Source organism: Samsonia erythrinae, assembly GCF_004342665.1.
Lineage (GTDB): Bacteria > Pseudomonadota > Gammaproteobacteria > Enterobacterales > Enterobacteriaceae > Samsonia > Samsonia erythrinae.
The window spans coordinates 29,847-44,576 of record NZ_SMBY01000005.1; the positions used below are offsets into that span (position 1 = coordinate 29,847).

At 56.6% G+C, this 14,730-nt stretch carries 14 protein-coding genes; 10 read left to right on the forward strand and 4 right to left on the reverse strand.

Annotated elements, in window-relative coordinates; translation table 11 throughout:
• The first annotated feature begins 50 nt into the window (after nucleotides 1-50).
• Nucleotides 51-1,631: an EAL domain-containing protein gene (locus EDC54_RS09850; protein ID WP_132455675.1), complete on the forward strand. Its 1,581-nt coding sequence runs from the start codon at nucleotides 51-53 to the stop codon at nucleotides 1,629-1,631.
• A 147-nt stretch (nucleotides 1,632-1,778) separates the two neighbouring features.
• Here the strand turns inward: EDC54_RS09850 and EDC54_RS09855 are convergent, their stop codons facing one another.
• The 4 genes from EDC54_RS09855 to EDC54_RS09870 all read right to left on the reverse strand — a co-directional run bounded on the left by EDC54_RS09855 (nucleotide 1,779) and on the right by EDC54_RS09870 (nucleotide 6,066).
• Nucleotides 1,779-2,768, reverse strand: coding sequence for a sigma 54-interacting transcriptional regulator (locus tag EDC54_RS09855; protein WP_132455677.1), 990 nt, complete (start codon nucleotides 2,766-2,768; stop codon nucleotides 1,779-1,781).
• A 367-nt stretch (nucleotides 2,769-3,135) separates the two neighbouring features.
• On the reverse strand, nucleotides 3,136-3,777 hold the full coding sequence (locus EDC54_RS09860; protein ID WP_132455679.1) for a response regulator transcription factor: 642 nt from the start codon (nucleotides 3,775-3,777) through the stop codon (nucleotides 3,136-3,138).
• Nucleotides 3,778-3,813: 36 nt separating this feature from the next.
• Nucleotides 3,814-5,283 carry a PAS domain-containing sensor histidine kinase gene (locus EDC54_RS09865; protein ID WP_132455681.1) on the reverse strand — a complete coding sequence of 490 codons (1,470 nt, stop codon included), beginning with the start codon at nucleotides 5,281-5,283 and terminating at the stop codon, nucleotides 3,814-3,816.
• Between the two features lie 237 nt (nucleotides 5,284-5,520).
• Nucleotides 5,521-6,066 carry an RNA polymerase sigma factor gene (locus tag EDC54_RS09870; protein ID WP_132455683.1) on the reverse strand — a complete coding sequence of 182 codons (546 nt, stop codon included), beginning with the start codon at nucleotides 6,064-6,066 and terminating at the stop codon, nucleotides 5,521-5,523.
• A 28-nt stretch (nucleotides 6,067-6,094) separates the two neighbouring features.
• On the opposite strand from EDC54_RS09870, the gene EDC54_RS17905 reads away from it, so the two are divergent.
• The 9 genes from EDC54_RS17905 (at nucleotide 6,095) to sctR (ending at nucleotide 14,728) form a co-directional block, all read left to right on the forward strand.
• Nucleotides 6,095-6,256 (forward strand): hypothetical protein, encoded by a 162-nt coding sequence (locus EDC54_RS17905; RefSeq protein ID WP_165904297.1) that lies wholly within the window; start codon nucleotides 6,095-6,097, stop codon nucleotides 6,254-6,256.
• Nucleotides 6,257-6,395: 139 nt separating this feature from the next.
• A complete protein-coding gene (gene sctW / locus EDC54_RS09875) occupies nucleotides 6,396-7,571 on the forward strand; it encodes a type III secretion system gatekeeper subunit SctW (protein ID WP_132455685.1) in 1,176 nt (391 codons plus the stop codon).
• Nucleotides 7,568-9,670 (forward strand): type III secretion system export apparatus subunit SctV, encoded by a 2,103-nt coding sequence (sctV, locus tag EDC54_RS09880; RefSeq protein WP_132455687.1) that lies wholly within the window; start codon nucleotides 7,568-7,570, stop codon nucleotides 9,668-9,670. The genes sctW and sctV overlap by 4 nt, the downstream gene beginning before the upstream one ends.
• Before the next feature lie 9 nt (nucleotides 9,671-9,679).
• Nucleotides 9,680-10,621, forward strand: coding sequence for an FHA domain-containing protein (locus EDC54_RS09885; RefSeq protein WP_132455689.1), 942 nt, complete (start codon nucleotides 9,680-9,682; stop codon nucleotides 10,619-10,621).
• Nucleotides 10,621-11,985, forward strand: coding sequence for a type III secretion system ATPase SctN (sctN, locus tag EDC54_RS09890; RefSeq protein WP_132455691.1), 1,365 nt, complete (start codon nucleotides 10,621-10,623; stop codon nucleotides 11,983-11,985). Before EDC54_RS09885 ends, sctN begins: the two co-directional genes overlap by 1 nt.
• Nucleotides 11,975-12,412 carry a type III secretion protein gene (locus tag EDC54_RS09895; protein ID WP_132455693.1) on the forward strand — a complete coding sequence of 146 codons (438 nt, stop codon included), beginning with the start codon at nucleotides 11,975-11,977 and terminating at the stop codon, nucleotides 12,410-12,412. The genes sctN and EDC54_RS09895 overlap by 11 nt, the downstream gene beginning before the upstream one ends.
• Complete coding sequence (locus EDC54_RS09900; RefSeq protein ID WP_132455695.1) at nucleotides 12,409-12,930, forward strand: type III secretion system HrpP C-terminal domain-containing protein; 522 nt, start codon at nucleotides 12,409-12,411, stop codon at nucleotides 12,928-12,930. The genes EDC54_RS09895 and EDC54_RS09900 overlap by 4 nt, the downstream gene beginning before the upstream one ends.
• Nucleotides 12,927-14,078 carry a type III secretion system cytoplasmic ring protein SctQ gene (gene sctQ / locus EDC54_RS09905; protein WP_132455697.1) on the forward strand — a complete coding sequence of 384 codons (1,152 nt, stop codon included), beginning with the start codon at nucleotides 12,927-12,929 and terminating at the stop codon, nucleotides 14,076-14,078. The genes EDC54_RS09900 and sctQ overlap by 4 nt, the downstream gene beginning before the upstream one ends.
• Nucleotides 14,075-14,728 carry a type III secretion system export apparatus subunit SctR gene (gene sctR, locus EDC54_RS09910; protein WP_132455699.1) on the forward strand — a complete coding sequence of 218 codons (654 nt, stop codon included), beginning with the start codon at nucleotides 14,075-14,077 and terminating at the stop codon, nucleotides 14,726-14,728. The genes sctQ and sctR overlap by 4 nt, the downstream gene beginning before the upstream one ends.
• Nucleotides 14,729-14,730: the final 2 nt, after the last annotated feature.

A 14,730-nucleotide genomic window follows, 5' to 3' on the forward strand; every position in this document is an offset into this window, starting at 1 on the left:
ACACCAGAACCCATGCTGCACTATTTTCTCCCCCCGGCTGGATGAACGCTATGCTCACCCTTAATACCCATTCCGGATTGTGGTTCAGGCTTGTTTTGGTTTCGTTTGGCTGCGCGATGTTCGCTCTGTTTATCGGGCAGGGAATTTTAGCCAGACAGGAGCAAACACAATTGCTGCGCTATGGTCAGCAAGTCCTTAATCAGGGAACCGTCGTCGCCAATGAGAGTCGTGAAATCCTCAACCGGGTACTGACGCTGAATAATCCCCCCTGCTCCAGCGCCGACCTGAAAGAATTACGCCTGATGTCCTTTTACTCCGTTTACCTGCGCGATATTGGACGTATCAAGAACAACTATCTCATCTGCTCCGCGGGTTGGGGTGTCCTCAATCCTCCGGTCTTTCTGCTGCCGCCGAATCTGACGACTGCCGATGGCATACATCTCTGGACAGCGACGAACAAGATGATTGATCCACGCATCATCGCGGACATGGCCAGTCTCAACGGCGTAGCCACCATCACTGCCGCCGCCGCATTTCATCATTTCACGCATCCGCCGGCCGGGTACAGCGCCATGCTGACGACCCGTAATCGGGAACATGTTTATCAAACGTTTGGCAACGTGATGCCGACAACATTCAAGCAATTACCGCTCGGGGAAAACTCGTGGTTGACGATGGGAAAACGCCAGACGTTTTTCTGTGCGACAAATTATAATATCTGCGTATTAGCGCAGCTCGATTCTGCCGGTATCCTGTATCGCCCCTGGTATGTGATCGTCTCGCTGCTTTTTGTCGGCGGGCTGATCGGCGCCAGTTTTGCCCTGTTTTATCAGCTCTACTACGAGCGACATCATGCGCTGTCATCACAGCTTAAGCGCGCGATCAAATACCAGCGGTTTCAGGTGCATTACCAACCGCTCATCAGCCTGCCGCAGCGTGCGATTGTCGGCGTAGAAGCGCTGGCGCGCTGGAAAAACGAGCGCGGCGCCAACGTATCACCAGAGCATTTCATCAGTATCGCAGAAAAAACAGGCTGTTCCGCCGAGTTAACCCGTATTATCACGCGTCAGGCGCTGCACGATATGCAACCGTATCTCACTCAGGAAGCGCCCTTTATTCTCAGTATTAATCTGTCCGTATCCGATATTGTTTCGCCTGATTATCATGATTTCCTGCGGCGGAGTTGTGACGCGCTGGGAATCGACAGAACGCGCATCATGTTGGAGCTCACCGAGCGGTCGGGCACTTCTCATCAGGCGCTGGCCGACAGTCTTTGGGCTTTACAGCGCTTAGGCTATAAGATTGCGCTGGACGATTTTGGCACCGGCTATTCCAATCTTGACTATCTGGCCCGCCTGCCGTTCGACATACTCAAAATCGATAAAATATTCGTCTGCGCCATCGGTACGGACTCGTTGAAAGCCGCGATGGCGGAACTGTTATTTACCCTGATCCAAAAGCTGGACATTCCTGTGGTTATCGAAGGGGTAGAAACGCGTGAACAAGCCGCCTACATCCTGCAACGCTGCCCTTCCGCGATGCTACAGGGATGGTATTTTGGTAAAGCGGTCGCCGTGCACGATCTACCGGACATCCACCATTATTCGTGCCCGCCGATAGAAACGACGTAACCCGATCGGCTGCGCGCGCAATGCAATGATGTGCAACCCCTATTCCCTGTAAACGGCATGTGCGAATGAAAAGGGTCGGCTTCATCGGATGAAGTGCGGGGTGTGTTCACCTCCGCACTTCACGTCGACAATCATCGGCTTTCGGCATCAGGCCTGACAGGTTTCTCCCGCCCCTGCGCACATTTCCCGCACCGCCACATTCAGGACTTTCAGACGGTGGTAAAACGTGCGTTTAGGAATACCCAGTTCCATCACCACATCGTCAATACGGTGGTCATGGCGGTGCAAAGCATCCTGAATCAAAAATTTTTCGATGCGCTTTAAACGGTCTTTCAGCTGTAAAGGATGCGGATGCAATAGCGGCTGACTTTCCGCCAGCGGCGACAGCCCCAGCGCCCAACGCTCCGCCGCGGCTTTCAGCTCGCGGATGTTGCCAGGCCAGCTATGGGTCAGCAACCGCTCGTGAATCTCCGCGGTCATCGTCGGCGGCGTCATTCTCAGACGCATCGCCGCTTCCTGACTAAAACGCTGAAATAGCGGCAAAATGAGATCGCTGCGCGAACGCAGTGTCGGCAACTGAATCTTGACCGTATCCAGACGAAAATAGAGATCGCGGCGAAACAATCCTTTTTCCACCAGTTGCAACAGCGGAGTTTGCGTCGCCACAATCACGCGCATATCCACGGGCGTGAACTGAGTGCTCCCCAGTCGCTTAACGCCGCGACTTTCCAGCACGCGTAACATCTTGGCTTGCAGCGTCATTGGCATACTGTCGATTTCATCCAGAAACAGGATCCCTTTATCCGCGCTTTCCAGATATCCGGCGCGGGAACGGTTAGCGCCGGTATACGCGCCCGATACCACGCCGAAAAGTTCGCTCTCGGCCAGATTTTCCGGTACCGCGGCGCAGTTCACCGCCACCAGAGGGCCGCTGCATCGGGAAAGCCGGTGGATCCGATTAGCCAACGTGTCTTTCCCTGTGCCGGTTTCGCCTTCCAGAACGATATCGACATTAAGGGGAGCAATCACATTGATAATAGGTGAGAGCACCGAGTGAATATCTTCAACCACAGGCGATGGCGGAAAATAGCTCGATGATGGGTAGTACTGTTTGTCCTGACGGTAATGGTTACTCATTAACAACTCCTGGTGCCCAAAGGGCTAACTGATTGCCTTCCATAACGTGTGGGTTACCATCGTACGTTCGCGATGTTTTCTCGCGTGGCGCACACCGATTTGTCACCGGTGGAACGATGACAAGCATCACCGTCATTGAACAATGAAACCATCAGGCATCGCTGAACATCCGGTAGGGATCCCAGCGACATTTGTAGGAAAATGCCTACAAAAAACGCATAAAAACCAAACAAAACAATAAATTATAAATTTAAACAACCCGCAAGAAATCGTAAAGACATCGTTAAAGAATCGTAATACATCATCCTGGGATCCGCCGACTGGCGAATCCCGGTCACCTGCGTCCTTTCCTTGTCGGAGGGGATGTTCAGGGGATCAGCTTCTTACTGAAGACATACTTAACAATCTCCGCATTAGTGCTGAACTGCATTTTTTCCATCATCCGCGACTTATGTGTGCTGACCGTTTTGTTGCTGATGGCCAGCTCATTGGCAATGGTATTAATGCCCATACCCTGCGCAAACATAATCATAATCTGGTGTTCTCTGGCCGTCAGGATATCGTGCTCTGCCCTGCCGCCATGCGTATAATTGGCAAACACCAACTGCTCGGCAATCGTGTGATCGATATAGCGGGCGCCCTGCGCCACACGCCGGATCGCCGACAGCAGCGTTTCCGGATCCTTATCTTTGGTGATATAGCCTTTGGCGCCGCTCTTCAGCGCATGTTGGGCAATTTGCGCCTCGCTATACATGCTGAGCACCAAAATCGGCAGACGCGGATACTGCGCCACCACGCGTGAAATCAGCGCTTCACCGCTGATCCCCGGCATTGACATGTCCAACAACAATAAATCGATGGCGATATTGCGCAACTGCGCTAAAACCTGCGCGCCGTTTCCCGCTTCGGCCACCACATTCAACGAGTCATCCAGCGCAAAAATCTGTTTAAGACCTTCACGCATAATGACGTGATCGTCTGCGATCATGAGGCGTATTTGTTTGCTCATTACTCATTTCTTCCTGTTGTTATTCGCTTTCCCTGATTAGCGAGTGTAGCCATTTTTCGGGAAGGTCAATTGCACCAGCGTACCTTCACCGGGCGTGCTCTCAATGACCACCTCACCGCCCAGCATGCGCCCTCGCTCTTTCATACTCATCAGCCCGAAGGCATTCTTATTTTTTGCCTGAGCATCGAACCCTTTGCCGTTATCCTTGATGCACAAAACAACGTGGTCCTGCTGGTTATCCAGCGTGATAAATACCTGCGTAGCGGCGGCATAGCGCGCGACGTTGGTTAGCGACTCCTGCGCGACGCGGAATGCCGCCGTCGTGCTCTCGTCGTTCAGCACCAGCGGCTCTCCGAGTGTGCGCAGCAGACAGGTCGCGCTGTAATAACGGTTAAATTCATCGCTCAGCCATTCCAGCGCCGGAGTCAGTCCCATATTCAGCACATTTGGCCGCAGCCGGGTCGATACATTGCGAACCACCTGGATAGTCTGGTCGGCCAACTGCATCAGTTTTTGCAGTTGCGCCTGCATATCCGGGTTATCTTTGGCGAAACACATGCGCATCAGCGATAGGCTCATGCGGATCGTCGTCAGGTGCTGGCCCAGCTCATCGTGAATTTCCTGCGCGATATGCTTACGCTCCTCCTCGCGTGAGATCTCACGCTGGCGCGCCAGTAAACGCAGCTTCATATGCGAATCGGCCAACTTCTTCTCCGCATAGCGAATGGCCGTAATATCCCGTCCCACGGTCAGGATGGAAACCAGTTCACCGTGCTGATTGAACTCCGGCACGCAGCGAATATGGTGAATGCTTTGATGGCGATGCTCACCTTTGCCCCGCTCTTCCATGACTTCACCTTCCGCGCTGCTTCGGGTATCGACAACCTGCTGCACCAGTTGTTCCATGCGGATGGCACACTCTGCGCCAGGCATTAATGACGAAATCCTACGCCCCCGAATTTGCTCTGCGGTGAAGTCCAGATGTTTAAGACTCATGGCGTTGGCGTACTGGCAATGAAGATTGGGATCGAAACGGATAATCAAATCCGGCGTATTTTCAACCAGCGCACGGAACTCCTGTTCCCGCGCGTAAGCCAGTTGTTCGATATGTTTACGTTCCCTGATATCTCTGACGACACACATACTATAACTACGTCCTCTATGTTGAAAATGTGTGAGATTGACCTCGACGGGGATAACCATGCCGTAACGGGTGAGGTGGCGTGTTTCAAACGTGATACCGACACCCGATTCATACTCCTGTAACCAGTTGGGTGAAAGGTGCTCGGCAACCCAGTACGGGTCGATATCGGCCACCTTCAGATGCATGAACTCTTCAACGCTGTAGCCCAGTATCTGGCTGGCGGCCCCGTTGGCATAACAAAAGCGCTGTTCTTCATTGACGATGTAAATCGCGTCCTTAATACGGCTAAACGCAAAATCCACCAGTTCCAGCTCAGGGGCCTGGGTTTCCTCATCGGAATGAAAAGGTTGGATAAACATCATTGCTCTCTCCTTACTTGATTAAGACAATTGTCCAGGCGCCCACCCATGCAGGCGCCTGAATACGGCGTCTCAACATTTCAGAAGATGGGCAGGCAGCCTGACAACGGTATAAATGCAACCTGATATCACTGTGCGTAACCTACGTTTCGAGCAGCAACCGCCTGTTTGTTAAGGCGATCGCTGCATAAGTAGTAAAAACGGCGGAAACAGCCGCCCCCTCTAGCCTTAATGAATACCTCAGGACTCAACGGCTTGACGGATGACGCCCCTGGCGCGGGATAACCGTGACCGAACCGTACCGATCGGTATCCCTAACTGCAAAGCGAGATCCTGATAGCTGGCGTCGGTATCCAGCAGTTGCAGCAGCATGTGCCGGGTATCCTCAGGGAGAATGGCAATGGATTCCGCCGCCCGTTCCAATGCCCGCTGACTTTCGGTAATCACGCCGGGATCGAGATCGATTGCGATGTGTTCCAGCATCTCATCACCGATTTCCTGATCGCGCTGCCGTGTTTGTTTGAAATAGTTACGGACCAGATTGAGCGCAATTCCGAACACCCAGGTTTCCGGCCGTGATGCGCCTGCAAACTTATCCCGATGTTTGAGCACTTCCAGATAGGTCATTTGCTGCAAATCCTCGACGTCATCATGGTTGCTGACGCGCTTACGGATAAAGTTGTGTAATTTCTTTCCGTGTTGAAGAAACACCTGTTCCCAATCGACAGATAACGCCGGGTAAAGCGAAGGGGTCTGATCGCTGTGTTTCAGATTTGACATTTCCATTTGCTGACTCTCCGTTGTTGTGCCCCAATTGGCAAAAACGGAAGAGCAAGCACTGTGCCAGCCGGAAATGTTTTTTATTGCATTGATTTTTAATAAATTATTTTTATCTCTGCGTTTTATTACGCCACTTTTTGCCAACGCCAACAACGTGAAATTGCAAGTTATTGCAATCAGTAAAACTGACGTTTAACACAATCTGCTATCAAATTCCGTCTGCTGCGATACGTCTCCACCAGGGAACCCAGCCTTTTTCACTGCCACACAGCAATATATTCATACCCGCACGCGTTCAGACCACGACACGTAGCTGACCTATTCAGGATGACACCATGATCAAAATACCGACTGTCCTTCCCCCCAGCAGTGCCCTGCCGCGCCCTGTCGTTATGGATGACGACCCCACGCCGCAGATCGCGGTGCAGCAGACCAGCGCGCACCATGCGCCCTCCAGTTCACCGTTATCCACCTCGATGGAAGAAGTGGCGATGGCGTTCGGTGAACAGGCGGAACGAAGAAGTAAGTCGCTGAATCGGAGACAAATCACCCAGCAGCCGGACGCGCGCGCCGCCGCGAATGTCGAACGCATCGAGAAACTGACGGAATTGTTCAGGATGCTGGAAAATCCGTCGCAGAGTACGCTCGACCAGCAGTTGAACCGCATGCGCGCTCTGCTTACGCGGCAAGACTCGCCCTCGCTGGAGGCGGTACTGGAGGCCGCGGGCAACGATCCGGCGCGCGGCGACATTCTGCTGCGCCACATCCAGCAGCAATCACGCCAGCCGGAACTGACAACGGCGGCGGAACATGCGCTACAGCAATTGCGTCAGGAGAAAGGGCCGGAAATCCGGGCGGGTTTAAATACCGCGGCGGCGATCGCGCTGTTCAGCACGCAGCCGGAACAAAAGCAGGCGATGCGCGAGCTCTACTACCAGAAAATCGTGCATCAGCAATCCGCCAGCGCCCTATTGGATTCGTTACTGGAGCGCTTTGACGCGGCGACATTTTCTGTCGGGCTGCGCACGCTACAGCGTGCGCTGGCGGCGGATATGGCGTCGCTGACGCCGTCTATCTCTAAAACCATTCTCAACAAAATGCTGAGTAACCTCAATGATGCCCGCCATTTGACCCATACGCTGTCATCCAGCCAGACCCTGCTTGAGCGGATGGCAAACAAAGTGCCAGCCTTTACGCTCACTGCCGTGGAGTTGACCCGCCGTCTGATTGGCCTGAGTGCGAACGGCGCCTATGCTCGCGATCTGCACAACCTTGGCCGTGACGTTGCCGGGACGCAGATACCGCATCAGGTCATTTTTTTCAGCGCGTTGCTGCCGCTGGTCAGTGACCTGCCTCATCCCCTATGGCGCGACAGTAAAAATCGGCAAACGGCGCTTCAGCTGATACGCGGCATGATTGGCGATATCGCCCAGTATGAAAAGCAACAGGCCAAAACCGCGGCGCGCGATGAACAGGGACGGCAACATCAGCAGGATAAGGGGCAGGCATGAACCTGTTAATTATCTGGCTGAATCGTATTGCGCTCAGCGCCATGCAGCGCTCGGAGGTCGTTGGCGCGGTCATCGTCATGTCGATCGTTTTCATGATGATCATTCCGCTTCCTACCGGACTCATCGATGTCCTGATCGCGCTGAATATCTGCGCCTCGTCCCTCTTGATCGTACTGGCGATGTATCTGCCCAAACCGCTGGCCTTCTCCACGTTTCCCGCGGTGCTGCTGCTGACCACCATGTTCCGACTGGCGATCTCCATTTCCACCACGCGGCAAATCCTGCTCCAGCAGGATGGCGGCCACATCGTTGAAGCCTTCGGTAACTACGTGGTGGGCGGCAATCTGGCGGTCGGTCTGGTTATCTTCCTGATTCTGACGGTCGTTAACTTTCTGGTGATCACCAAAGGCTCCGAGCGTGTGGCGGAGGTCGCGGCACGCTTCACGCTCGATGCCATGCCCGGTAAGCAGATGTCCATCGACAGCGATCTACGCGCCGGGCTGATCGAAGCGCATCAGGCGCGGCAACGGCGGGAAAATCTGGCGAAAGAGAGCCAGCTGTTCGGGGCAATGGACGGTGCGATGAAGTTCGTCAAAGGGGATGCCATCGCCTCACTGGTTATCGTGTTCATCAACATGATCGGCGGCTTCGCCATTGGCGTTCTGCAACACAATATGTCCGCATCCGACGCGATGCACATCTACTCGGTATTGACTATCGGCGACGGGTTGATTGCACAGATCCCGGCGCTGCTGATTTCACTGACGGCCGGGATGATCATCACCCGCGTGTCAGCCGACGGGCAAAAAGTGGATGCCAATATTGGCCGGGAAATTGCCGAACAGCTCACCAGCCAGCCCAAAGCGTGGATCATCTCCTCTATCGGCATGTTTGGTTTCGCACTCCTGCCGGGGATGCCGACGCTGGTGTTTATCGCCATCAGTCTGGCGTCGCTCGGCAGCGGCCTGTTTCAGTTGTGGCGCATTAAACAGCAGGGACAGCGCGATGCCAGCCAGTCGGAAGCGGACAACCTGCCTGCTGAACAGAACGGTTTTCAGGATCTGCGCCGCTTCAACCCGACGCGCGCCTATTTGCTGTTGTTTCATCCGGTCTGGCAGGAGCGGCCAATGACGCTGAAGCTGTTGCAAAATATCCGCCGCCTGCGTAACCGTCTGGTCTACCGTTTCGGCTTTACCCTGCCCTCCTTTGATATCGAATACACCGACCGTCTGGCGGAAGATGAATTTCAGTTTTGCGTCTATGAGATCCCTTACGTTAAAGCCACGCTGGTCACCGATCGTCTGGCCGTTGCCAGTAGCATCGCGGAACAGGTGGATGTCAATCTGGCGCTGCCGGGGTCGACGCTGCGGGATGAAAGCCAATGGCTATGGCTGCCGCAGGAACAGGTGACGCAGCAGCCGGACGACGTGCCACGCTGGACGGCGGATGAGCTGATACTGGCGCGCATGGAACAGGCTATTCACCGCACCGGCTCACAGTTCATCGGCTTGCAGGAAACCAAATCCATTCTGACCTGGCTGGAGAGTGAGCAGCCCGAACTGGCGCAAGAGCTCCAGCGCATCATGCCGCTCTCGCGTTTTGCCGGCGTGTTGCAACGGCTGGCTTCCGAACGCGTACCGCTGCGGTCAGTGCGCCCTATCGCCGAAGCGTTGATTGAAGTGGGTCAGCACGAACGGGATACGCTCGCGCTGACCGAATATGTCCGGCTGGCGCTCAAATCACAAATCTGTCACCAGTACAGTCGCGACAACACGCTCTCCGTGTGGCTGTTAACGCCAGAAAGCGAAGAACTGCTGCGCGACACATTGCGCCAGACGCAGAATGAAACCTTCTTTGCTCTGTCGCAGGACGATGCCTCGACGTTGCTCAGCCAGTTGCGGCAGGCGTTTCCGCGCTTCTCGTCGCCTGACGCGCTGGTGTTGGTGGCGCAGGATTTACGCAGCCCGTTTCGCACCCTGTTGCAGGACGAATTTCACCATGTTCCGGTGCTGTCATTCACCGAACTGGAATCCACGCTGTCGATCAACGTCATCGGACGCCTTGATCTTTATCACTCCCCCGATCCCTTTAGCGCATAGGTAAACACCATGTTTGAATTACGCGTACTGACTGGTTTACATCGCGGCGCGGCTCTGCCGCTCTGCGGCAACGCCTGGCGCATCGGCGCGGCCGATGATGCCGACCTCGTGCTCTACGATCCCGGCATCGCGCCTTATCATGCTCAGTTGGAGCACGTCTCCGGCGGCTGGTCGCTCAGCGCGCTGGATGGCGCGCTGTGCAATACGGAAGGCCATGCCGTTGAACAGATCGACGCGCTGCCGCCCGGTACACCGTTTGCACTCGGACAAATTTGGCTCTGCATCGTGGCGGCGGAGACCCCCTGGCCTGATGACGATGCGCCGTCGGTAGCCACAGAGCCCACTGAACAGTCTGTGGATACCCCCGCCGATGAGCCGTCGGCCCATACCGCCGCGTCGGTACTTACGCCCACGCCGCGCCCCGCCTCGCATCTGCCGCTGTGGGCCAAAGCCAGCTATCTGGTGCTCGGAACATTACTGTTGGTGATGGTCGGTAGCTGGCAGCTTCAGGAAAGCGTGGCAATGCCCGCGGCCCCGCCGCCGCAGGATACCCGTAAGCCGCTCAGCACGCTGCCCCAGTTGGCAAGTACGCTGCGCATCATGTTACAGGAGCGAGAGCTCAGCGCGACGGTGAAGCTGGCCGCCTATCAGGATCGCCTGACGCTCACCGGACAATTAACGCCGGACGATCAAAAAAAGCTGGAACGGATGCTCGTTCAACTCCACCAACGTTATAGAACATCGCTGTCCATCGATAACCGGACGCAACTGAAAACGGAGCAACTGCCGTTTCAGATCGTTCAGGTGACCGGCGGGCCTCGCGCCAATGTCGTCACGGCGGAGGGGCAGCGCTTTTTCATCGGCGATGAAATCGACAATCTGCGGCTAGTCAGAATTGATGAACACCAGATTGAATTCAGCGGCAGACAACAGATAACGGTGAACTGGTAATGCAGACTCAATCATCCTTCCCGCTGCTCGACCAATGGGTCGCCTGGCAGCGCCAACAACTGGCGAGATATGCCCCCGTGGAGCAAAAAGGCCGCGTCATGGCCGTCAGCGGCATTTTGCTGGAGTGCAGCCTGCCTCAGGCGCGCATTGGCGATCTGTGCTGGGTTGCCCGCGAGGACGACAGCCAGATGATGGCTGAAGTGGTCGGGTTCAGCCCGCAGAATACCTTTCTTTCCGCGCTGGGCGCGCTGGACGGCATCGCACAGGGCGCGACCGTAACGCCCCTGTATCAGCCGCACCGCATTCAGGTGTCAGATCGTTTGCTGGGGAGCGTGCTGGACGGGTTTGGCCGTGCGCTGGAAGAAGGCGGTGAAAGCGCCTTTGTCGAACCGGGGCAAGTCTGGGGACGCACGCAGCCCGTGCTGGGCGACGCCCCGCCGCCGACCGCCCGTCCGCGCATCAGTCAGCCGCTCCCGACCGGGCTGCGCGCCGTTGACGGGTTGCTCACCATCGGTCAGGGCCAGCGCGTCGGTATTTTCGCCGGCGCGGGCTGCGGAAAAACCACGCTGCTGGCCGAACTGGCGCGTAATGCGCCGTGCGATGCCATCGTCTTCGGGCTGATTGGCGAACGTGGCCGCGAACTGCGCGAATTTCTCGACCATGAACTGGACGACACGTTGCGCAGCCGCACCGTACTGGTGTGCTCCACCTCCGATCGCAGCAGCATGGAGCGTGCCCGCGCGGCCTTCACCGCCACCGCCATCGCCGAAGCCTACCGCGCCGAAGGACGTCAGGTGTTGCTGATTATTGATTCCCTGACGCGTTTCGCCCGCGCCCAGCGTGAAATCGGGCTGGCGCTGGGGGAGCCGCAGGGACGCGGTGGTTTGCCGCCCTCGGTCTACACCCTGTTGCCGCGGCTGGTAGAGCGCGCAGGACAAACGGAAGACGGCGCTATTACCGCGCTCTATTCCGTGCTTATCGAGCAGGACTCCATGAACGATCCGGTCGCGGACGAAGTGCGCTCGCTGATCGACGGGCACATCGTACTCGCCCGTCGTCTGGCGGAACAAGGCCATTATCCGGCTATCGATGTGCTGGCCAGCCTGAGCCGCACCATGAGTAATGTCGTGGATGCCACTCATATCCGTGACGCCAACGGCGTAAGACGACTACTGGCAGCCTATAAACAGGTTGAGATGCTCATCCGGTTGGGGGAATACCAGCCCGGTCACGATGCGCTGACCGATGCGGCCGTTAACGCCTACCCGGACATCACGCAGTTCCTGCGTCAGTCAATGCGCGAGCCGATGGCTTACGACGACATTCAACAGCAGCTCGCCGGAGTCAGCCGCTATGCCCCATAACGCTGAACGCGACGCCGAATTACAGAGCGTGTTGAACCTGTTGATGCCGATACGCCGCCAGCGTCTGAGCCGCAGCGAGCGCCAGCAACGGCAGGAAGAACAGCGGCTGGTGAAGATTGCGGAGCAGCAGCACCATCATCAGCAGCAGGTTGACGCCTTGCGACAGGCCAGCCAGACCCAGCGCGACCAGTTTGTCCGGGAAACCCACGGGCAGAGCCAAACGCTGGAAAACCTGAAAAAACATCTGGCGGCCGAACAGCATTTACTCAGCGAAATAGCAACACAAACACAACAGGTGCAGGCAACGCAACAGCAACACCGCGAGCAGCAACGTCAGGTTGATGATGCCCGATACGCCACGCGCCAATGCCAGAAGGCGGTGGAAAAACTGGAATTCCTGCTTACATTACCTCAGGAGCAACGATGAATAACCGACAGATTGCGTCCTCTGACCCCAAGACGGCGCAAAACACCCTGGTGGCTCAGCAAGGGAAATCCCTGCGCGCGGACGATCCGCAATCCATGGATTTCTGGGAAGCCTTCACGTTTTCAGACGGCTTTGAAGATGCATTTTATCAGGAAGCGCCTGCCGCCTTACCGCTGAATGGGTCGGCAAACGTCGTCTTGCCGCAATACAGCGAGACGACGGACAGTTCGCAAACGGTGACGCCGCCCGCATGGGGCCCGCTGCAATGCGAGCTGATTGAGGCAATGGACAATATCTGCGCCCCGCCGTTCTCCTTTAGCCTGCAACTGCCGCAGTTGGGCGACATTGATGCCCGCCTGGCTCATTTGATGCCGCGCGGGTGGGACATTACGCTGCGATTCAGTCGGGAAAGCTATCACCAGTTAAAAGATCGGCGTGAAGCCTGTCGGCGTTCGCTCGCCAGCGCGCTGGATTGTCCGATAAACCTGCGGTTTGACGCCAGAGAAGACCATCGATGAACGCACATTCATGCCCTATCAGACCGCTGAAGCTGCCGACATTGCGTGCGCAACATGCGCGCATCCGGTCAGTGTTGGCCAGTGGGCTGACGCTGCCGTTTACCCGCGACGGAATTGTCGGCCACCTGCAACTTCAACTAACGACGGAAGACGAGCTGGCCGCACAGCCCTCCCAGACGCCGGTCAGCCATTGGCGCAGCGATATCGGCGGGTTTTCGCTGACCGAGCCGTTTCCGGCGCTCAGCCTGCTGGCAGACTGCCCGCTCCTGCCCGTGGCTGAAGGCGACGGCACCGCGCAGGAATGGTATTGGACACTCTACAACCAGTCGCTAAATCCGGTATTACGCACGCTGGTCGGGGAAATTTATCCGGCGGAATCCGATCCGGCAATCCCCACCGCATCGGCACCACGCGACGATGGCATCCTGTGCGGCTGGTTCTGCGTAAGCTGGAACGGGATCGCCGTGCGTAGCCGCATGCAAGCGGGGGACGCCGTCTGGCTGGCGCTCTTTGCCCGCGCCGACTGGCAGCGTCAACGCCGGTCGTTGTCCGCCGGGATCAGCCTGACGATCCCGATCACGCTGGCGGATGTCATCCTGCCGCTTCCGGCCCTTCGGACGCTTCAGGTCGGCGACATTATCCTGCCCAATCGTCCGTGGTTTACGCCCTCGGGCGAAGGCGTACTGACATCCGGCACGCTACGTCTGCGCGGCACGTTGCAACTTACCACGCCAGCCCCTTATTCATTCATTGTTACCGACATGGAGACTGTCACTATGCCCGCATCGACGACCGACACCATACCGACTGCTCCCGATTCAGATGTCTCGGCATTTGATTTCGCCGCCACAAGTGACAACGTCACTGAGTGTCTACCCCCGCTGCCCGTCACGTTACACATACGCTGCGGTAGCCTGAACATGACGCTGGCGGAGCTACAGCATCTTGCCAGCGGCAGTGTGCTGACGCTGCGCGACGTGGTGCCGGGCAACGCCTGGCTGTATCACGGGGATATCGCGCTGGCGAGTGGCGAACTGGTTGATGTGGAAGGCCGGCTGGGGTTACAGATCACCCAGCGTTTTCCCACCCCTGCGCAGGCATTGACGCAACCTGACGCGCACACCGCAGAACAGGAGCAGGCACAATGACGTCCGGCGCGTTCGATCCGTTGATGTTCGCGCTCTTTTTGGGCGCGCTTTCTCTGATCCCGTTGATGATGATTGTCTGCACCTGCTTTCTGAAGATTGCCGTTGTGCTGCTGATCACCCGCAACGCCATCGGCGTGCAGCAAGTCCCGCCCAATATGGCCCTGTACGGCATCGCGCTGGCGGCAACGCTGTTTGTGATGGCTCCGGTGTTTCAGGACATCACCAAACGCGTACAGGCGCAGCCGCTCGATATGACCGACATCGCGTCACTTCAGTCCAGCGTGACTCACGGGTTGGAACCGCTGCAAACGTTTATGTCACGCAACCTTGACCCGGATATCCTCACCCATCTGCACGAAAACAGCCTGCAAATGTGGCCAGCCTCGCTGTCAGAACAGGTGAACACGCAAAATATGCTGCTGGTGATCCCCGCTTTCGTCCTGTCAGAATTACAGGCCGGGTTCAAAATCGGTTTCCTTATCTACATTCCGTTTATCGTCATCGATCTCATCGTGTCAAACGTGCTACTGGCGCTGGGGATGCAGATGGTCGCGCCGATGACGCTCTCGCTACCGTTAAAGCTGCTGCTGTTCGTGCTGGTCAGCGGCTGGACGCGACTGCTGGACGGTCTGTTTTACAGCTATTTGTGAGG

Excerpts from the sequence above, each read along its gene's own strand:
- EDC54_RS09850 (WP_132455675.1), top strand. The coding sequence starts at position 51 with ATGCTCACCCTTAATACCCATTCCGGATTGTGGTTCAGGCTTGTTTTG.
- EDC54_RS09855 (WP_132455677.1), bottom strand. The coding sequence starts at position 2,768 with ATGAGTAACCATTACCGTCAGGACAAACAGTACTACCCATCATCGAGC.
- EDC54_RS09860 (WP_132455679.1), bottom strand. The coding sequence starts at position 3,777 with ATGAGCAAACAAATACGCCTCATGATCGCAGACGATCACGTCATTATG.
- EDC54_RS09865 (WP_132455681.1), bottom strand. The coding sequence starts at position 5,283 with ATGATGTTTATCCAACCTTTTCATTCCGATGAGGAAACCCAGGCCCCT.
- EDC54_RS09870 (WP_132455683.1), bottom strand. The coding sequence starts at position 6,066 with ATGGAAATGTCAAATCTGAAACACAGCGATCAGACCCCTTCGCTTTAC.
- sctW (WP_132455685.1), top strand. The coding sequence starts at position 6,396 with ATGATCAAAATACCGACTGTCCTTCCCCCCAGCAGTGCCCTGCCGCGC.
- sctV (WP_132455687.1), top strand. The coding sequence starts at position 7,568 with ATGAACCTGTTAATTATCTGGCTGAATCGTATTGCGCTCAGCGCCATG.
- EDC54_RS09885 (WP_132455689.1), top strand. The coding sequence starts at position 9,680 with ATGTTTGAATTACGCGTACTGACTGGTTTACATCGCGGCGCGGCTCTG.
- sctN (WP_132455691.1), top strand. The coding sequence starts at position 10,621 with ATGCAGACTCAATCATCCTTCCCGCTGCTCGACCAATGGGTCGCCTGG.
- EDC54_RS09895 (WP_132455693.1), top strand. The coding sequence starts at position 11,975 with ATGCCCCATAACGCTGAACGCGACGCCGAATTACAGAGCGTGTTGAAC.
- EDC54_RS09900 (WP_132455695.1), top strand. The coding sequence starts at position 12,409 with ATGAATAACCGACAGATTGCGTCCTCTGACCCCAAGACGGCGCAAAAC.
- sctQ (WP_132455697.1), top strand. The coding sequence starts at position 12,927 with ATGAACGCACATTCATGCCCTATCAGACCGCTGAAGCTGCCGACATTG.
- sctR (WP_132455699.1), top strand. The coding sequence starts at position 14,075 with ATGACGTCCGGCGCGTTCGATCCGTTGATGTTCGCGCTCTTTTTGGGC.